This is a genomic window from Pontibacter sp. CAU 1760 (assembly GCF_054482735.1).
The window spans coordinates 1-20,044 of record NZ_JBTLRL010000001.1; the positions used below are offsets into that span (position 1 = coordinate 1).

Consider the following 20,044-nt stretch of genomic DNA (forward strand, 5'->3'; position numbering starts at 1 on the left):
GCCTGCCGGACCCTGCAGGACATTTGTTAAGTCGAAGTACGCCAGAATACCTTCTGGCAAGAGACAGCTGATAAGATTGTGGTAAGGATCTTGCAAGGGAAAAGCGTGTGTGGTGAATTATACACACGCAAAGCTGCTCTTTTTCTCACTGCCCCACAAGTTTTCGGTTTGATCCGGAATTCCAAAGCCCCTCCGGATGGGAGAGGCTTTGGAACTGTTTGCATATTCTACGCACTTACTGTCTGATTAGCAGTTAATCTGCACCGTCTGTTCTGGCACGGGCGATAGCATAACTGCCTACTCTCTTACCGGCTTCGAGGCCTTCCTGGCAATCAGCGCGGTAGTGGATTCCACCGTACAAGCGGGAATCTGAAGCTTCCTGCGCCATCGCCTTAAAATCACCTGCGCGTTCTGGTATAAGATGCCCTAATACAGCGGCTGCTGCTCCACTGAAAGTAGAATGCCCGGATACATAAGCAGGGAAGTTAGGTACTCCGGTCAGTGTTTTTATGCGTGGGTCAAGCTGGCAAGGTCTGGCATTGAAATAATAGAACTTCGTGTTCCAGCACAGGATAGCCGCATCCATTAAGGCAGCATTCAATAGCGCATAGTTGCGCGCCCAACGAACTTCACTGAAATTCTTCTTTACAAATTCATCTGTGGCAATGGCGTTCCAGTGGCCCGGAGGTGTAGAAGTGCCTACGCCATCTGCCCAGAAGTTCACAATGCGAATCCGCTCCCGCGTAGGGTTTTGCGTGAAGCGTAATACTTCATCCAGCTCTTTACGCATCTGCTCAGAAATAGCGGACGGAGGAGGGCCGGGGCGCAGGGCAGGCACATCTGCCCTATCAAACAGCAAAGGTTTTACATTGCCGAAAAACGGCAGCATGGGCGGGCGCTTCGGTGTTTCCAAAGACATCCAGGGCGTTTCGCCCTTTGCTTTACAATCATCCTCCAGCTTCGTCCAAAGCTCCTGCGTGCCAACTGATGCGCCCATGCCATCTGCCTTTGCTCTCTGAATAACTTTCCGGGCTACCCATCTGCCTAGAGAGTCTCCCGCCACTACATCGCTGCGCACATTGGCCCCGCTCCACAGGCGGTAGTTCTTTTCTTCTTCTGCCATTTTGGAGAGGTAGGCTATATCAGCCGGAAACAAAAGCTTCATCATCTCCAAAGACGCTCCGGCAACCACGGCATCTTCCGAAGGGTAAGCGGCCAAGTCACTTTTAGGAACCGCCGGTACAATGGAGGCATCAACCAGATATGGAGCCGCCCGCTTATATTCTTTTTTGAAATGATGCGCCACAACGAGTGCATCATACTGAGCGGCGCTTACATAAGCGTAGGCCCTGGCTGCATAAGGTGGGTTGGAAAAGGGAAATACCGGGTAGGCAAACGGGTTCGCGGCACTTGGTACCGGATAGGTATTGTCCGCGTTTTGGTAAGGTGGCAGGTTGTGCTTGGCTACTAATTCCCTCATAATCTCATTCCACCGCAGCACACTGCCTACTTTCCAGTATGCTATAACCCGCTTCTGCTCTGCTGTTAAGTTGGCGGTCAGTGCCTTAAGTTCTGCCAACTCCTGCTGGTAGGCAGCAGAAGTAATTGCCTCCGGAGCAGCGAGTGTAAAATCAGCAGCAGAAGTTACGATAAGCGGGGCCCAGGTGCCGGCATCTGTATCTGTTTGGGCTGGCTGCAGGGCTTGGTAGCCAGCATTGGTTTCCACAATGTCTTTGTCGCAGGAAGCCAGGTGCAGGAGGCACAAGCAGGACATGAGGAAGGTAAACGACTTTTTCATGGATTAATTTTTTGCGGTGTTCGGAGTGAAATCGAATATGTAATCTATCCCGGCCAGGAAACCGGTGGACTGGCCAACGTTGCGGCCCGCCAGCGTGTGCCAGGCTGCAGCATGGAGACCCAGCGCAGGGATGCGCGCCAGGTAGTGTTTCCCCTCTATGCCCACTCTTGTGCTATTCATTCGGTTGCTTACAAAAGGCATGTCGTTTTTGCGGATGTCAAACCCACCGAACGTGGTCATGTTATCGACAAAGGCCTCTGCAATAACGCGGCTGCTCCGGTAGCCGGTGCGCAGCTGAAAGTTTCCCGCGTCTGGCATGTTTACTTCGTTGGAGTTGATGAGGCGGTCTGTGTAGTATGCCGGGCGGTCTATAGTGGCATTGCCGCGATGCAGGTAAGCACCTGAAAGGGTTAAGTTGAATCTGTTCACTTGCAGGTCGGCCATTAGCCTGCCACTGAGAATCTGGCTGCCCAAGCCAATACTCATAGGCAACAGCTCGATGTTGTACTGGTTGGTGGGCGTAGAGAAGCCGCCAACAGCAAAAACGGATATGGACTGCCTGCTGGCCTGCCACTGTAACAACCGCCATTTAACAGCCAGCCCAAGGTCCTGGAAACCGTCCAAGCCGCTTAAAGTGCCCTGGCTGGCCTCTGTGCTAATGTAGGGCAGGGTAGCCATGATGTTCAGGTTCGGCTTCAGGCCATAGTTCAGCATGAGCGCAGCGGTCTTCGTGGAAACCTGGCCCATGTTCGCATTGTCCCGTTTAAAGCTGCCTTCCCAGTAGTTTGTCCAGCTGCTGTAGCTCACGGTGCCCGCCATACACAGCTTCCGCTCGTCCATCATTAGGGCATCCTGCTCGGTCTGGGCATAGGAAAGGGTAGGGAAAAAACTCATGTAGGAGGTAGCAATTCCCAGGAGGAGCAGGTAAAAAACGTTTTTCATAAGTGGTTGGTTAAGGATGAAGTAAGCGGGGCGTCAGGAAAAAGCAGGATATTGGTTCCTGCCCACGTATGAGCGGTTTAACAGTGGCTGGTACAACATAAAAGGGCAGGGCTTTTAGGGAGTCTAAAGGCCTCCAAGTAACTACTAAAGGTGCTGTATTTCATTTGCTTCTTTTGCCACGATTAAATATATAATCTTTCAGTTGATATTGAATGCATTGACCATTATTTTTTCTTTGTTGAGAGGGTTGTGCAGGTAACAAATTGGTATTCAGGGGGGAAGTTGCTTCAGGGTATGCTCTGCCTGAATAATTCCTGATCATGTTTAACCGCATCAGGCAATGGAACAACCTAGAGGTTGTCTGCTACCGGAACTGGAAACTTGTATGAAACCCGATTGGGAGGAATGCTAATCTGCTTTTTGATCTTATACCCCTCCTCAGCCAATCTGATTTGTGTCGTTTTATGAAAGTGGATTTGTGGATATACATTTTCCTAAAATAGGATTTCAGCCACAGAATTTATCCCAAAACCGGAAAAAGCGTCCTTTGCCAATATATTCATAATTGAATGTTTTGGCGATTTGGCTTCTTCAGGGCTTGCAGGTGAAGCTTTAAAACCGCATTAAATCAATTAGAAACCACTTTTGTGAGCTTGTAGCATATCGTGGTTGGCTTTTAATAAAAAGTAGAAGTGCCAAGGCTGGCATTATTTTTACTAAGTAAAGCCAAAATGTAAGCGGGAAAGCCCACCTAGAAATCTTTTTTGGATGTTGCTAAAGACTTGCTGTATGGCAGTAGTGGTCCGGTAAAAATTTAAGGAAGGGAATAAAGGTATAAATAGGTAGAAACTTCCTCACTCAAAATAGAGAAACAAGCAGTACATGATCGAAAGCACCTATATTATCGACGACGACGCCATCAGCACTTACCTGACGGAGGCGGTATTGGAAAATGAAGATTTTTCGGAGCGTCTGGTGTGCTTTTCTTCGGCTGAATTGGCTTTGCAGGAAATTCCGGTTCGGGAGAAAACAAGCGCTTCCCCGTTTGTGATCTTCCTGGATTTAAATATGCCGGTAATGAACGGCTGGGATTTTCTGGACACTTTTTCCCTGCGACAAGACATCCCTCAAAACCGCTGCAAGATCGTGATCCTGACTTCCTCTATCGATGAAGAGGAGATCTGTCGATCCAAGGGGTATCCGCTTGTAGTTAGCTTTCTCTCCAAACCCTTGAGCCATGAATCTATTGTAGCGGTGAAAGAACTGCTATAAGGACTTCTGCTCTCTCTTTTCCCCTTTTCTATTCCAGTCTCTTGAGGTGCTGTTCTGGCACAAGATTCCCTGAATCAATTAGTTATTGCAGTGCGGTACCGCTGGCACTATGTGTCAAACTGCCTACAAAAATAGCATCCGGTTCAGAAGCAACTGCTGGTTCCGTCTTTATAGCAAATCGAGCACTTGGCCATTATTCCCAATTTCGTAACAATGCAGTAGGTTTATCCCATTTTGGGATTGTTCTATGGCCTAAGATTCGTTCAGACCTTGCCCAAGTAAATTGATGTTATATTTAAATAAGGCAGGTTGGGTGCAATAGGTGAAATTTATATAACAAAATTATTAAATAGTATTTACTTATCACGAAAAAGGCTTTCGTCGCCCTTTTTTGTATTTTAACGGCATCTAGGCTTGATATGGTGGCATAAGTATTGATTTCGCGGGAAACATGGAACAGTGTTAATGTTCCTAAATGGTTTTCGGCTTACATACTTTGCCATCTGAATGAAAAGAATTTTACACCTCGGATTCCTATTGCTGTTCCTGTTGCCACTCCTCGCACTTGCAGAAGGGTCTAAACAGCTAACCCCCAACACTGCAGGTTCGCCCACGAACCTGACAGACCACAACAACACCCGGGCCGGCTATTTGGCGCACGATGCCAACTTCGCTGCCAATACGGGTGTGGCGCCAACTTCCCTGAGCTTTTTAAAGCAAGCCGGGTTTAGCTACAACGGCGCTACCTATAGCAAGGAGCATCGCATGTATGTGCGGGTGCTTGCAGGCGAGCAACTGCATTATGGGGTGCACCGCACTATCCACGACCAAGGCTCCGGTAACCAGGGCGATTTGATCATCTCGGTGAAGTACCGGCGTTTGGATGGCACAGAAGTAACCGTAAGCTCCACTACCCTAAGCCGAAACCAAAACTCCACGCGGCACATGCTCCTGACCGACGGACAGGCCGGGGTTATCAGGGATGCGGCACAAGCTTTGGCTGGTCCGGTTTACAAGGCTGGAACGAGTGGATATACAAGCTTAAGCGTTACAAACCCTGCTACTTCAGGCGAGGTGCGGGACTACTTCTTTGAGTTTACCCAAACAGGCGAGAGCAATATGTCGGAGGGGCAGCGCTTCTCGGTGTATGATTTCTGGGACTTCTCGGTATATGATGCGAACAAGAATGAAAAACCGGGCCGTCTGTATTCCAAGCTTTGGTCTTTCTCGGCGGGAGGCACCACCAATGTGTTCTCCAAAACATTTAACATGTTCCCGCTCATCCCGAGTGAAGATCAAGCGGATAGATACTATGTGAAAAAATTGGAGTTGGCTGGTATTGCACCGCAGAACTTCTTCCGGTTCGTGACAAACCGGAATGGCTCAGACGCAACGGCAGGAAGCACTGTAGAAGCCAGGAGAAAAAGCCAGAATGCCCAAAGAGATTACCCGGAGTTCAACAACTTCGTGAACAACCCGGACCCTGCTATCTGGCCTAGTGCCGATGCCCCCAGCTTTAACGTAAGCATTTCGCCGAGCTGCAACACCAACACAGGGGGCGGCAAGGCTACTTTCAATGCTTTCAGTAGTGAGCGTAGCACGTTTTTAGTGCTGGTGGACCTGAACGGTACAACAGGGTTTCAGCCCGGTACCACGGATGTGTTGCTGGAGCAGGCTGGGCCAAAAGGAAGCAAGTTGCTGGAGTGGAATGGCTTGGATGGCAGAGGAAACAAAGTAGCCCAGGGCGCTACTGTTACCTACTACTTTAAAAATGCCGCCGCGCCGGTGCACTTCCCGGTATGGGATGCTGAGATGAACGTAGGTGGCTTCCGGGTAGAGGATGTGCGCCCAATGGTGGGGTCAAATTACAACGGAGAACTCTACTGGGATGACTCTAACTTATCGACCACGGCATTCCCTGCCCCGCAAACAGAACTGTTTGGCGTATCCTCGACCAATGGGGTGCATGGCTGGGGCAACCCAAGCACCAACGCCCTTGCCGGTGACCTGAAGCTCGTGAACACCTGGACGTATGGTTTCACCAACTCTGTTACACAGTCGCAGGCGTTCAATTACGATTGTAGTGCCGATGTAGGCGTGACCCAAACCGTAACAGCAGGGCCTTATACCACTACAAAGCCGCTTACTTATACCTTAACTGTAACGAACAACGGACCGGTCGCTGCCACAGGCGTTACGGTAACGGACCTTTTGGATGCCTCCAAGCTGCAATTCATCAGTGCTTCGGATGCTGCCTACAACAGCAGCACCGGCCTCTGGACGGTAGGCTCGCTGGCCGTAGGCGCCTCCAGAACCCTGACTATCACAGCACAGCCTAAGGTGTTGGGCACCATCACGACCACCGCGACAAAGGCATCTAACGAGGCCGACAACAACGCTGCCAACAACTCGGCGGTAGTATCTGTTGAGGTTGTGGCTTCCGCTGACATCGAGGTGAGAAACACGGTTCCCAAAACGACTTATAACAACGGGGATTTAGTAGCCTATACCATCACTGCTCAAAACCTGGGCCCTGATGCCGCCACTGGAGTGGCTATCACAGACAAATTGCCGGATGGCCTGACGTTGGAGGGCGCTGCGCCTGCCGGGTATAACGCTACTACCGGCGTCTGGACAGTGGGGAACCTGGCTTTGAACGAAATGAAGACGCTCGTGCTAAACGCGCGCGTGTCTAAGTTAGGGGCTATCACCACCACAGCTTCTTTAAACAGCAGAGCCGGTTTTCAGTTAGATGAGAACAGCAGCAATAACGTTTCCTCCAACACCATCACGGTGAGCGCGGCAGCAGATGTGGCGGTGGGGAGCACTGTGTCGAGCAGCATAACCAATCAGGGCCAGTTAGTGACATTCACCATCACGGCTACCAACAACGGTCCGAACAATGCCACCAACGTAGTATTGACGAATGCTATACCAAGCGGCTTTACTATAGTGGGCAGCAGCGCAACGGCAGGCACGGTTAACCAAACCAATTATACCTGGAACGTAGGCACCATACCTACCGGCAGCACCCAAACCCTTACGCTGCAAGCAAGAGCAGATAATGTAGGCACGTATGGAATCACCTCCACGCAAACACATACTGAGTATGATGGGGTAACTGCCAACGACTCCCGCACGACGCAGGTAACCGTGGGCCCAACGGCTGATGTGGCTGTGACAAATACGGTATCGCCTCCGGGGTTGGCAGCTGTTAATGACGAGTTAAGGTATACTGTAATAGTTAAAAACAATGGTCCAAGCACTGCAACGAACGTGGTGGTAGATTATCGCTTGCCGGATGCCCTCACGTTGGTGAGTGCTAACCCGGCTTCGGGGACCACTTATGACCCAGGGAGTGGTAAGTGGACCGTGGGAACATTAGCAAATAATACATCGGCTATACTCTCAGTAATTGCAAGGGTAAATAGAAGTGCTGTTATTACCACCACAGCTACACAAACTCATAAAGAGTTTGACAATGTAAACGGCAACAACAGCGCTTCCAACTCTGTTACTTCAGGTACAGGTGTTGTTACGGCGGATATAAGGGTAGACGTTAGCTCTTCGACGACATCCGCCTACACAAACCAAGAAGTTACGTTCACCACACGGATGACGAACACGGGGCCAGATGCAGCCACGGGGCTTAGCTTGAGCGCACTGGTGCCTGCGGGTATGACCTTGGTAAGCGCTACCCCTAAAATAGGTTCGTATGATCCCTCAACAGGAAAGTGGACTATCGCCAACCTCGCTTCCGGGGCATTCACGGAGCTGATTTTGGTGGCAAGGCCAAATGTGGACAATAGCGTAAGCGGCGATAAGAATTATACATTTACCGCCAACGACTTAAAGCTTAATGAGTCTCAGGGCATTAACACAAACAGAGATTCACATAGTGCAGACGTAGTGGTGAAAAAATCTGCTGACGCACAGGCCAGCATGGTGGTAACAGGCGATGTGAACGGGGTGTTTTACCACAACATCACCGAGGCGACTTTTACCTTCACGGTAACGAACAACGGCCCTGATGTGCTCACCAACCTTATTGGAACAGATACAAGAAGCGGCACAATCAATTTTACAGCTGTACCAGTGGCCTCAGCCGGCACCACTTATTCAACTGCCGATGGCCTGTGGCGCATCCCTTCCCTGAATCCCGGAGAGTCGCGCACGCTTGTTATCAAGGGTATCCCTAATACTGTGGGTCGCCTGAACCTGGGAGGCCAAAAGGTGTCGCAGGACCAGTATGACCCTAACACAAGCAATGACAAGGCGGTAGCGCTGATTGAAGTGGTGCCGGTAGCCGATTTAGTGGTTACGAACACTGTAGCCGCAGGGCCTTACTACAACGGGCAGCTGACGAGCTTTACGGTGAAGGTAGCCAATAATGGACCAGACGCCGCCACAGGGGTGAAGATACTGGATAAGCTGCCTGCCGGGCTCGAGTTCGTTTCATACACCGCGAGTTCGGGAGAATACGATGCCGCAACGGGTATCTGGACATTGGGAACAGCCGTTTTGGTAGGTGCAGACAATGCCCAAACACTGGTGCTCACTGTGAGGCCAACCTCCACGGCGCAGTATACCACCACGGCATCTGTGAGCGCAGCAAGCGAGTACGACAACAACCCCGGAAATAACAGCCAGTCGGCCAGTGTGCAGGCGGCAGAGGCGGCAGACATCGCCATAGCCTCCACCTTGCAGGCGGGACCATACTATATAGGCGGGAAGTACATCGTTACCGTTACGGCAACAAACCTGGGGCCAAACGCCGCGACAGGGGTGTCGGTGCAAAACACGCTCTCCACTGGGCTAAAGCTGGTGGCAAACAGCGGCACACCGCAAGCGGGTACGGATTTTAACATGGAAACCGGCATCTGGACAGTGGGGAGCCTGGCGGTGAACCAGACCAAGGTGCTGACTTTCCAGGTGGAGCCCACAACGGCGGGCACGCACTTTAACATCACCTCCAAAACCGCCGCCGACCAGTTTGATCTGAAGAGCAGCAACAACAGCGCCAGCGTTAGCTTAACAACAACAGACAGGCCTGCCGTGCTGCAGCAGTTGGTTGCCAGCAAGCACTACCTGGCCTTCGCAGCTGGCGAAGCCATTGCCACCTTCACTGATCCGGATGGCACGATAGAGCAGGCTTACCTGGTGAGCGGTACCCTGCCTGCCGGTGTGGAACTGCAGCAAAACGGTACGCTTTCAGTGAAAGACAAGCACATCCTGAAGCCAGGGAGCTACTCGCTCAACATCGAAACGGTGGACGCCACGGGTGGCAAGTCGCGGACTGTGGTGAACTTTACCGTGACGCAGGACTGGGACAACGATGGTGTGATTGACAGCGAAGACATAGACGACAACAACGACGGCATCACAGACGTGATCTCTGGCAACGGCGTGGACCCATTAGGGGATGAAGATGGCGACGGAGACCTGAACTATCGTGACCTTGACTTTGTGCACCCGGTGTATGGTGCGTATCGTGATGTAAACAGCGACGGTATAAACGATGTGTTCGATATGGACCTGGACCGTCGGATCAACTCCCTGGATGCAGACATGGACGGAGATGGTATAACGAACGTGCTGGAAGCCAACGCGGGCAAAGTGCCGACTGGGAATATTTACGATCCGAACAGCGGAACCATAAAAGGGCCCGTAAGCGCCAATGGTATGCCGGTAGCCGCTCTAACTGCGGATGGGAAATCTATCTTTGCGATGCCTGACACGGACAACGACACGTTCAAGGATTTCCTCGATCTGGACTCAGACAACGACGGGATTCTGGACAACGTGGAGGCACAGAGCACCGGCGGCTTTATAAACAAGGTGTTGGTAGACACAGACCGGGATGGTATAAACGATGCCTACGACCCAGACCAAGGCGGGACAGCCATCACACCGGTTGATACGGATGGGGACAACATACCAGACTACCTGGACCTGGATAGTGACAACGACCTGGTTGCAGACTTTGAGGAAGCCTTTGACGATGACCAGGACGGCAAATCCATGAACGATATGATAAAGCGTGGTGCCAGGTTTGAGGAGAACACTAACAATGGCTACTATACCAACACGGACAGTAACAAAAATGGCGTAGTAGACTGGCTGGAGAAAACCCGCAGTTCGCTGGCTTACCTGACTCATGGAAACAAGTTTTACTTTGATACAGACAAGGATGGCTTAGTGGACTTGCTTGACACGGATAATGGCGGCAGCCCGGCGGCACTGCAGCTGAACCTGAACAATGAGTATAGCTTCCGGGACATTGAAACCATCACGCCGCTGCCGGTGACACTGGTGAAATTCTCGGCCAAATCCACGAAGGAGGGTACTTACCTTTATTGGGCAACGGCCAGCGAGCAGGACAGTGATTACTTTGAGGTGGAGCGCAGCCAAAACGGCAAGCAGTTCGGCAAGATCGGGGTGGTGAAAAGCGCAGGAACCAGCAATGTGCTGTTGCACTACAGCCTGCTCGATGCAAGTGCGCCTACTGGTACGGTATACTATCGCCTGAAGCAGGTGGACCTTGACGGCAAGTACGTGTATAGCTATGTGATTACGGTGAACACAGGGCAGGCAGGCCAATCGCCGAAAGCGGTGTTTTACCCGAACCCAACTACCGGTACCGCATACCTGAATTTGAAAAGCCTGCCGGCAGGTACCTATCACATATCCCTGGTTAGTATGGAGGGGCGCGTGATCAAGCAAATGCTGCTTAACAGCGAAATAGAGCAAACACTAAATGTTAGCAGCCTGGCCAATGGCAAGTACGTGCTGCGCATACAGGGAGAGGGGATACAGCAAAGCGTCAGCTTCATCAAAAACTAACTCCTGCAACAGCATAAAAAAAAGAGCCTTACCGTAATGCGGCAAGGCTCTTTTTTTTATGCTGTTGGGTGCGTTTTGCAAATTCGGAATTTGGGATAGTTGGAAGATGCAGCGTGCCTGCCATCATAATTAGTTTAGGAGACTCTTTATTCGATGCAATTTGCAAAGCCTCAATACGTTGAATATGTAAGCCTGATAAAATATAAAGTTGATTTGTAACCTTTTAAAGGGTTTGGCAATAGAGTTATAAGGTGAAATTGCCTCTGCCATAAAAACCTATTATTCAGTTGAGTGTTTTGTACTCAACCACCAGGCACATCAATCATACCTGGGTAAGATGCTGACTAAATCTTATTTACATATAATTATCGTATTTTAGCGGAGACGCGAAGCTTATAGTTCACCCTTAATTCCGATTGAATGCACCTTTCTATACAAAAGCACTTCTCCATCTGCTGGCTGCTGCTGTGCTTTCTGTTTATGAGTGTGGGACAGGTAAACGCCCAAACCAAGGTTTCATGTACCGTATCCATCGAGTCGGCACAAGCTTCTAACATCTGCCAGGGAGAAACCATCACCCTGAACGCTAAACCCGGCGCAAATTTTGCCCCTGACTCTCATCAGTGGTTTCTGAACGGAGGTGCAATTGCAGGGGCTACTTCTGCGAGCTATACAACGAATGTCGCAGGTACCTATACCGTTGCAGTGACAGGCGCAAGTTGCCCTGGCACAACAACCTCTGGCCAGTTTGAGGTAGTGCAAAGCCCTACGCCCGGTCGGCCCACACTCAGTGTAACGCCAAGCGGGAATGTCTGCTCGGGCACCACGCTGAGCTTCAATGTACCAAACGGAGACCCGGATGTGATCTATGTATGGGACTTCGGGAACAGCAACACAGCCTCTACAACCGGGACAGCGCCCATTACCCAAACCTACGACTCCACAGGTACCGGAACAGCCTCTTTTGTAGTGCAGGTATTTGGGGTAAACCGCGAGGGGTGTGCTTCCGAAACCGTGTCGCGCACGATCAGCGTGAAGCAGAAGCCCGTGGTTTCGTTCACAGAGGAAAGTGACTTCCAGGTTTGCCTGCCCGATTCTGTGGCGCCCGGCGATACGACCATTTTTGCCACCATCAACAACACGACCAAAGCCCCTTACCTTGGTGACATCTCCCGCTACTTCATAGATTTTGGGGATGGGAAAGGGGAGAAAAGCTATTTAGGCAATCAGTTCCCGGTCAAAAATCCTAATCCTTACGATACCCTTGGCAACTACCCGATAACCATCCGGGCGGTAAACAGAAACGGCTGCGAGGCGGTGTTCACCCAGGTTTTTAAGTTCAGCCAGGAGCCGAAAGCCAATTTCACGATAGATAACAAAGAGCGGCTGGAGGAAACCCAGATGCCGCCATGTGTACCGGTGGTGGTGACGCCCACGGACAGCTCCTCGGGTGGTAACCTGAAATACATGTGGTCTGTACAGCCAGACCAGAACTATACTCTGCAGTCGGGTGCGCTGGATGCCCCGGACCCTGTCTTCATCTTTAGTGAGTCTGGCGTGTATACCATTCAGCTGGTGGTTGAAAACGGTTGTGGCACCGACACTACCTCGCAGAGCGTGGTGGTAGGCTGGCCGCAGGTCCAGATTCCTGCCAGCATCACAAGCTGCGGCCCTACTACCATCGACTATAGCAGCAGTGGCGCAGGCGGTGGTTCGCCGGGCGGTGCGGGGCTGTCTATCGACAAGAACCTGGGCGAGAACGTTACCGTGCAGATTACCATTACAGGCCCTACCAGCGAAACCCGGACTTTCAACTCCGACACCTTTCAGTACAAGTATGACTTCACGAGGCCCGGCAGGTATACGGTAGCGGTAGAGGCCATAAACGAGTGCGGAAGCTCTAACGCGATTTACCAGGGGCAACCGGCGCCTACCCAGGAAGTGGTGATCCTGCAGCAGCCCGCCAAGCCTACCATACAGGCGCCGGGCCCAGTATGCTCCGGCGAGACAGTGACGCTCACGCCTTCGGGGCCGGGGCCAATTTATGCCTGGTTTGATTCGGATCTGGCGACTGCTCCCCCACTTGCCACAGGGCCATCCTTCACCACGCCAACGCTCACTGCCGACATCAATTATTTTGTGGCGGCCGTGGACACAGCCAATGGCGTTGTTTGCGTCGGGCCCAAGACCCAGATCCCGATAAAAGTAGTGCCGGGCGTGGCCAACAACACCATTGAAGGAGATGAGATACGCAACCTCTGCAAAGGCGAAACCCCGGCCAAGCTGACTGGCAGCACGCCGACGGGCGGAGACACCAGCGTACCCTACAGCTATACCTGGGAGCTAAGCACCACCGGTCCAAGCGCTGGATTCGCGGCGGCCCCCGGCGTAAACAATAACATCGACTATACCCCTACTGCGCCCGTTACCACCAACACATGGTTTAGGCGACTGGTCACCTCGGGTAGCTGCAACGCCGATACCAGCAATGTGGTCGCCATTATTGCAGTGGACCCGGTTCCGGCAACAGCAAACACGATCAGCCCGGCGCAGGAAATCTGCGAAGGCGACACCCCTGCGCCATTGGTTGGCTCACGGCCAACAGGCGGTGCCGGTACCCCTTACACTTATTTGTGGGAAATCAGCACGACAGGACCGGGCACTGGCTTTGTTGCTGCCCCTGGGGCCAATAACGCGGAGAACTATACCATACCTGCCGGCGCCTTAACCCAGCCCGAAACGTGGTTCCGCCGCGCGGTTACATCCGGTGGCTGTACCGCTTATTCTGAGCCGGTGAAAATCACGGTGTTCCCGGCTATTGAGAACAATGTGATTGGGGAAGCCCAGGAGGTATGTACGGGCACAGCCCCGCAGGCCCTGACAGGATCGGCCCCAACAGGTGGAAACGGCAATTACACTTACTTGTGGGAGAGCAGCACCACTGGCCCGGCAAACGGTTTCGCACCGGCAGCCGGAACCAACACAGGCCAGAGCTATACCCCCGGCAACATCACCCAAACCACTTACTACCGCCGCCAGGTCTTGGCCGGCGACTGTACGCCTAGCATTAGCGAGGTGGTAAGAATTGAGGTGAACGAGGGCATTAAGAACAACAGCATCACCGCTGACAAGCCTACTGTATGCGCCAACCAAACGACAGTGGCCTTTAGAGGCAGCACCCCAACGGGAGGCACCGGAGCCTATACCTATCTTTGGGAGAGCAGCACCAGTGGACCAACTGCAGGCTTTAACCCGGCGGCGGGCACTAACAGCGGCATCAACTACACGTCTCCCACGCTTACGCAGAATACCTGGTTCAGGCGCGTAGTTAGCTCGGAGGGGTGCACCAGGGCATCTGAGGCGATTGAGATCACGGTTACACCATTGCCGGCCAACCCCGTGCTGCTCGTGCGCGATGCCACCGCTTGCCCAGGTGGGTCTGCGAAACTGGAGGTAACGAACGCCAACGGCAACACCATTGAATGGTATGCCGATGCCACCGGAGGAACGCCTGTTTTCGTGGGGCCGACATTCACTACACCAACCTTGCAGCAGAACACCACTTATTATGTGCAGGCGGTCAACGCGAACGAGTGTATCAGCGCTACCCGCACGCCGGCTACCGTTACAATCGTAGCACCTGTCGCGAGTGCAGGCGATGATGTGACGATCATCCAGGGGCGTACCGTGGAGTTGCACGCTACCGGCGGCGTAACCTATTTGTGGGAACCGGCCACCGGGCTTAACAACCCGACGTTGGCCCGGCCAGTGGCCTCGCCGCAGGAAACTACCACTTATACCGTTACCGTGACGACGAAGGAAGGCTGTACGGCAACGGATGAAGTAACGGTGACGGTTATACCGGCCATCAAGGTGCCGAATGCCTTCACGCCGAACCGTGACCAGGTGAACGAGACATGGGAGATCGAGAACCGCGAGAGCTACCCCGACATGCGGGTGGAGGTGTTCAACCGCTGGGGCAACAAAGTATTCAGCTCCTCAGCCGGGTATGGCACCCCTTGGGACGGAACCTACAACGGCGAGGTGCTGCCAGTGGCCACCTACTACTACATCATCTACCTCAACAGTTCCGAGAAGCCTATTTCCGGACATGTGACCATTATCCGTTGATCTTATGAAGAAGCCGCTTCTACTGATATCTTTTTTTGTGACGCTGGGCCTGCAGGTGATGGCACAGCAACGACCGCAGTACAGCCAGTACATGCTGAACAATTTCCTGCTGAACCCCGCCATTACGGGGATCGAGGATTACGCGGATGTGCGGGTAAGCCACCGCCAGCAGTGGATGGGTTTGGATGGCGCCCCGGTTACGTCTTACGTAACGGCGCATACGCCGCTGAACAAGGGGGCCTCCGGCAACAAATACCACAAGGCCTTGGCACATCACGGAATAGGCGCCTCATTCCATACCGACAAAACCGGGCCGCTCCGCAGGTCTGGCGCGAGTTTGTCTTATGCCTACCACCTGCCGCTCACCACTACGCTCAATGTGTCGGCGGGCGCTGCGGCCGGCCTAATCCGGAACTCCGTGAACTCCTCCGAACTGGAGTTCACAAACCCGAACGACCCGCTGATTGGCGGAGGTAACATCAACAACAACGTCTTCGACCTGAACCTGGGGCTGTGGCTGTATTCACGTAACTTTTCGGTGGGAGTGGCCGGTGCGCAGTTACTGGAGAATGCCGGGAGTTTTCAGCCAGCCGAAAGCCGGGAGCCTTCGCTGGACCTGCAGCGCCATTACTTCCTGACGGGTAGTTACCGGTTTGAGCCAACACCTACGCTGGATGTGATCCCGTCTGTGATGCTGAAACTGGCGGACCCTAGTCCCGCCTCGATTGACGCCAGCGTACGCGTGCTGTACGATGAGCGGTTTTGGGTGGGCGCTTCGTACCGCCACCAGGATGCGCTGGTAGGCATGGTGGGCGTGTATGTGAGCCCCTTGCTGGACATCTCCTACTCCTACGATGCCACGACCTCTAACCTGAACCGGGTAAGTGCCGGAACGCACGAGGTAGTCGTGGGCTTCAAGCTACTCAACAACCGCCGCATTATCTGCCCGCAATGGGTATGGTAGGCTAACGTATAAACAGAAAAACAGCGGCGGCACCTCCCAGGAGGTGCCGCCGCTGTTTTTTTCAAGGCCATGCTGTTTATGATTGCCGTAAGGTCTACCATACAGGAGTTTCATTGTACCGACCAGCCCCCATCTATCGGCAGCGAGGCACCCGTCATTTGGGCAGTGGCACCGGAGGCAAGGAGCAGCGCTAGTTTGGCGATACCCGCTACGTCTACAAATTGCTTAACGGCCTGTTTCTTCAGCATCACCTTCTCTATCACCTCATCCACGGACATGTTGTGAGCCTTGGCCTGACCCGCGATTTGCGCCTCTACCAGCGGGTTTTCACGTAGCCGAGGCAAATGGCATTGCAGGTGATGTTGTAGGGTGCTCCCTCCAGGGCCAGCACTTTGGTAAGCCCCACAATACCGTGCTTGGCGGCCACATAGGCCGCTTTGAACTCGGATGCCCGCAGCGCATGTGCCGAGGCGATGTTGATGATGCGCCCGAAACGCCGCTGCTTCATACCCCCCAGATAGCTTTGGAGGTATGGAACGAGGACGACAGGTTAATCGCATTCCACTTCTCTTCCGGGAACTCCTCTACCGGCGCGACAAACTGTATACCGGCATTGTTGATCAGCACATCCACATGCCCTAGTTCCTGCTCAGCCTGCTGTGCCATCTCCCGTATCAGCGTAGGTTGCATCAGATCAGCTCCTGGGAAAATCACTTTCACAGCATGCTCCTGTGCAAGTGCTGCTGCTAGCTACGGGCCAGTTTTTTCCAGGCCGTTGAGCAACAGGTTATACCCTTCGGCGGCAAAGGCACGAGCCAATGCGAGGCCAATGCCGCTGGTGCCGCCGGTTATCAATACATGCTTCATGTAAGTGTTTTTTGATGCTCCGAATTCGCTTTAAAAAGCCAAAGCACCCCTTTCGAAGCGCTTGGTCCTCAACCTTTAATCAACCTAACCTTATTCTGCTTTCTTTTTTGTGAAGCTAGGGATGTTCACCTTCAACTCAACAGAGTATAACCTGCCAATGAAAGGTGATGCCACAAACTCTCTTACCTGCGCATCAAACACGTTGGTTACCTGTGCTGCGGCTGTAAAGTGATTGTTTATTCTATAGCCGGCGCTAACATCCACGTTTGTAAAACCGCCCAGCGGACCGTAGTTCCAGGTTCTGCCGAAGCGGGCGTTCTCCTTCAGTCCCAGTGTCTCGTCTGCGGCAGCGGCTACGTTGATTCCGGAGAAGAAATCAAATTCCTGCACCCAGCGTGTGAAGACTGAGCCGAAGAACCTGCCCTGGCTGTAATTGGCCGCCAAGCTGAAGCGGTTTGCCGGAGCGTTTATAGACAAGTCAAACTGGTTTACTTTGCCATCCTTATTGCCGTCGTTGTTCAGGTCGTCTTTATCGATCTTGTAGCCAAAGTAAGAATAGTTCGCCACAAAGTTCAGTGCCTGAGTAGGAGCATATGTTAAGCCCAAATCCGCGCCATATGTATCTACCTCTCCGAAGTTAACATAGGTAAGCAGGAAGCCAGCGCCCGCGTCCGGGGCTCCTGGTATCACCTCCGACATTGGGGTGCTGCCGCGGTGGGTAACCGTGCGGCCTTGCGAGGCGATGTTGATCGCGGGGCTCAGGAAGTTCCTGGACATGTTGTAATAGGCATTGGCATCGAGGTAGAAATGCTCGCTTAACCTTTGCCGTAAAGGCAAAGCAGGTGGTATAAAGTCGAACATAACGCTGCAGGAGATGTATACGCTGCATAGTCCTTAGAACTTCTCCTCCAGCCACAAAAAACCGCTGCTCAGCACGAACAACGCGAAGAACCAGAGCAGGGATATCGGTTTGTCCTCATAGGCGATTGCTGCATCCGAAACCGGGGCAACTGATTGCCTGGTCAGAAAGGCTTCCGTGGCTTGTCGCCGGGCTTGCAGCGTTGTGAAGTGCCAGTCGGTGGAGTCCTGCACCAGAAACTGGTAGGGCGGCATGCCCTCGGCCTTTACCTGGTACCAGCCGTTGCGGCGAGGCCAGAACGTGCCGCTGAACTGCGCTGGCTGGAATGGATGCTGCGCCAGCGGGAGAGACACGGTAGTGGAATCCGCCATGCTAGTTACAGTCGTGGGAGGTATAGAAGCAGCGGTATAATCGGTGAGCGTCAGCGTCAGGGGTTGATGCGGGTGCGGAACCTGCGGCGACGCAAGCTGCCAGAACTTTTCCTGCACTTCCCGCCTGGCCACCGCCGACAGTAAGTTGGCCCAGTAGCTGGCATATACTTCCTCCTGCCCCTCCAGCTTCCACGCAAAGGTCTGCGGCACCAGGCTGAGGGCGATCGTGCCCCATCCGGCACGCGTAGTGCCCGCCAGCAACCTATCCTGCGATTCGGTTACGAACCCTGTTATGGCTGCACCAGGCAGGAGGGTATAGGGCGCCGCGACCACCGGCACGGCAGTCTTCCCGGCCCAGGAGGCTCGGGTGTTTCGGGTGTCCTGCTGCGAGAGCTTCTTAGTTTGAAAGTCCTTGAACAAAGCTGTGCTGCGGTTTGCGGTTGGATTATTCGTTATCGTCAGCACGCCCAAGCCCTCATCGGTAACGGCGCGCTGCAGGGCGCTGCGCTCTCCACCGCTTAACTGTTGCAAGGCCTCTGGCTCCGTAACCACCACATCAAACTTTTGCAAAAGCGCTGGGGTGAGGCGGTCTAAGTTGATGCGCGGCATGTTCAGCCATTCCTGCTGGCGCAGGTCTTTGCTGATGGTTATGCGCAGGGCTACCCGGTGCTGCAAGCCTGCCAGGTGGTTTTTCAGAAAACGAAATTCAAACAGCGGCGACGAGGCCAGCAGCAACACGCCTAATTCCTGCACCGGCTGCACCCGCACGGGCACCAACCCGAGCGTATCTGTTTTCTCGCCTGTCCTGCTTGTGAGGGCATAAGTGAATTTCCCCGCCACTTTGGGGGTATAAGCAAGCGTGAAACGAGCGGTGCTGTCTGCCACCACCTCCACCGAATCCCGAGACTGCCCTGCTGCCTGCAAGAAGAGCTTTACTTTGGAATCGCCTTCATTTTTATACCTCCCTGCTACCTCCACGGCCTCGCCCAACACAACGTTTTCCGGCCAGTGCACAGCCGTTATTCCAGTGGGCATATCGGGAAGATGAGCGCGTAACTGCATACCCTCAAGCGCTTGAAGTTCCGGTTCCTGCAGGCCATACCCCAGTACATGCACCTGCCTGAGGCCGGGCTGTTTCTGGCGCAGCAGGTACAGGCTTTCTAGCGGCGTGGCATCTTTTGCCGCGGTATGGTAGCTGTAAACCTGTGGGGCTGCTGTTACCTGATTGAGCAGGTGCTTTAGTGTGTCCGGATTATACCCCTCGGTTAAGAGGATGGCGGTGCCGGGGCTGATGGCGTGTTGCACGGACGGCGGGAAAACCAGCCCAACCAGGCTAATGCCCGCCACGGCGCTCGCCAGCAAGCGCAAGGCAAGGCGCTGCCGGTTGGGCCGTCGCCAGGCCAGCCACAGCAGAAGCAGCACCACAGGTATCGCCAAAAGCCAGGTAGATTGCATCATAGGGTATCGTGGTTATCGTGGTGGAAGGCCTAGCATGGCCCTGAAATCTTCTTTCCCCTCTGCCAGCTTTTTCAGGTTCTCGATGAGCGTTATGGCGCGGTCCACGCGGAGCTGCGGGCTTTTTACCGCCGATACATGGTTGAGCACGTAGCGCTGCACGCTCGGTTTTAGCAGCAGAAAGCGTCGGTTACCTTCCTCATCCTGGCGCAGCAGTTCGTCCATCTCCGCGGGCATTTCAGTGCCGTAGGGGCTGTCGTCTTTCTCCAATGCCACAGTTACAGCATCATGCAGTTTTACACCGATCTCCTGCATGCGCTTTTTGCTGATGCTGATATAGGCTTTGCCCTCCCCCAGCGCCATCAGGCCGCACTGGAACGTCAGCCTGCCGTTCACGGTGCAAAGCAGGCGCGGCGCAAGCTTGCCCCCGAGCTCCTGCACCACCGCTTGCGGTATCTCCAGGTAATGCATGCCGGGCAAGTGCGAGAGCAGGCCAATATGGGTTTGGAATCGAATCATCGCTTTGGTTTTTGAGTCGCTTG

At 53.4% G+C, this 20,044-nt stretch carries 10 protein-coding genes and 1 pseudogene; 4 read left to right on the forward strand and 7 right to left on the reverse strand.

Translation table 11 applies throughout. From position 1 onward, the window contains the following. Positions 1–253 precede the first annotated feature (253 nt). The gene (locus tag ACXYMU_RS00005) at positions 254–1,798 is read right to left on the reverse strand and encodes a phosphatase PAP2 family protein (RefSeq protein WP_458984290.1); all 1,545 of its coding nucleotides are present in this window, start codon (positions 1,796–1,798) and stop codon (positions 254–256) included. A gap of 3 nt (positions 1,799–1,801) precedes the next feature. Further along, a complete protein-coding gene (locus ACXYMU_RS00010; RefSeq protein WP_458984291.1) occupies positions 1,802–2,740 on the reverse strand; it encodes a hypothetical protein in 939 nt (312 codons plus the stop codon). A gap of 882 nt (positions 2,741–3,622) precedes the next feature. Here ACXYMU_RS00010 and ACXYMU_RS00015 point away from each other — a divergent pair. The 4 genes from ACXYMU_RS00015 (at position 3,623) to ACXYMU_RS00030 (ending at position 15,950) form a co-directional block, all read left to right on the forward strand. Continuing rightward, the gene (locus ACXYMU_RS00015; RefSeq protein ID WP_458984292.1) at positions 3,623–4,012 is read left to right on the forward strand and encodes a response regulator; all 390 of its coding nucleotides are present in this window, start codon (positions 3,623–3,625) and stop codon (positions 4,010–4,012) included. 507 nt (positions 4,013–4,519) lie between these two features. Next, positions 4,520–10,855: a T9SS type A sorting domain-containing protein gene (locus ACXYMU_RS00020; protein ID WP_458984293.1), complete on the forward strand. Its 6,336-nt coding sequence runs from the start codon at positions 4,520–4,522 to the stop codon at positions 10,853–10,855. Positions 10,856–11,275: 420 nt separating this feature from the next. Further along, positions 11,276–14,986 (forward strand): Ig-like domain-containing protein, encoded by a 3,711-nt coding sequence (locus tag ACXYMU_RS00025; RefSeq protein WP_458984294.1) that lies wholly within the window; start codon positions 11,276–11,278, stop codon positions 14,984–14,986. Positions 14,987–14,990: 4 nt separating this feature from the next. Next, positions 14,991–15,950 (forward strand): PorP/SprF family type IX secretion system membrane protein, encoded by a 960-nt coding sequence (locus ACXYMU_RS00030; protein ID WP_458984295.1) that lies wholly within the window; start codon positions 14,991–14,993, stop codon positions 15,948–15,950. 110 nt (positions 15,951–16,060) lie between these two features. Here the strand turns inward: ACXYMU_RS00030 and ACXYMU_RS00035 are convergent, their stop codons facing one another. The 5 genes and pseudogenes from ACXYMU_RS00035 to ACXYMU_RS00055 all read right to left on the reverse strand — a co-directional run bounded on the left by ACXYMU_RS00035 (position 16,061) and on the right by ACXYMU_RS00055 (position 20,021). After that, a complete protein-coding gene (locus ACXYMU_RS00035) occupies positions 16,061–16,294 on the reverse strand; it encodes an SDR family oxidoreductase (RefSeq protein ID WP_458984296.1) in 234 nt (77 codons plus the stop codon). Next, a pseudogene (locus ACXYMU_RS00040) lies at positions 16,264–16,817 on the reverse strand (SDR family NAD(P)-dependent oxidoreductase). The gene ACXYMU_RS00035 and the pseudogene ACXYMU_RS00040 overlap by 31 nt, the downstream one beginning before the upstream one ends. A gap of 90 nt (positions 16,818–16,907) precedes the next feature. Further along, the gene (locus tag ACXYMU_RS00045; RefSeq protein ID WP_458984297.1) at positions 16,908–17,678 is read right to left on the reverse strand and encodes a TonB-dependent receptor domain-containing protein; all 771 of its coding nucleotides are present in this window, start codon (positions 17,676–17,678) and stop codon (positions 16,908–16,910) included. Positions 17,679–17,711: 33 nt separating this feature from the next. Further along, positions 17,712–19,505, reverse strand: coding sequence for a hypothetical protein (locus ACXYMU_RS00050; RefSeq protein ID WP_458984298.1), 1,794 nt, complete (start codon positions 19,503–19,505; stop codon positions 17,712–17,714). Positions 19,506–19,517: 12 nt separating this feature from the next. After that, a complete protein-coding gene (locus tag ACXYMU_RS00055; RefSeq protein ID WP_458984299.1) occupies positions 19,518–20,021 on the reverse strand; it encodes a DUF1905 domain-containing protein in 504 nt (167 codons plus the stop codon). Positions 20,022–20,044 lie beyond the last annotated feature (23 nt).

Bases quoted from the DNA above. Each gene is read 5' to 3' on its own strand.
- ACXYMU_RS00005 (WP_458984290.1), bottom strand. From the start codon at position 1,798: ATGAAAAAGTCGTTTACCTTCCTCATGTCCTGCTTGTGCCTCCTGCAC.
- ACXYMU_RS00010 (WP_458984291.1), bottom strand. From the start codon at position 2,740: ATGAAAAACGTTTTTTACCTGCTCCTCCTGGGAATTGCTACCTCCTAC.
- ACXYMU_RS00015 (WP_458984292.1), top strand. From the start codon at position 3,623: ATGATCGAAAGCACCTATATTATCGACGACGACGCCATCAGCACTTAC.
- ACXYMU_RS00020 (WP_458984293.1), top strand. From the start codon at position 4,520: ATGAAAAGAATTTTACACCTCGGATTCCTATTGCTGTTCCTGTTGCCA.
- ACXYMU_RS00025 (WP_458984294.1), top strand. From the start codon at position 11,276: ATGCACCTTTCTATACAAAAGCACTTCTCCATCTGCTGGCTGCTGCTG.
- ACXYMU_RS00030 (WP_458984295.1), top strand. From the start codon at position 14,991: ATGAAGAAGCCGCTTCTACTGATATCTTTTTTTGTGACGCTGGGCCTG.
- ACXYMU_RS00045 (WP_458984297.1), bottom strand. From the start codon at position 17,678: ATGTTCGACTTTATACCACCTGCTTTGCCTTTACGGCAAAGGTTAAGC.
- ACXYMU_RS00050 (WP_458984298.1), bottom strand. From the start codon at position 19,505: ATGATGCAATCTACCTGGCTTTTGGCGATACCTGTGGTGCTGCTTCTG.
- ACXYMU_RS00055 (WP_458984299.1), bottom strand. From the start codon at position 20,021: ATGATTCGATTCCAAACCCATATTGGCCTGCTCTCGCACTTGCCCGGC.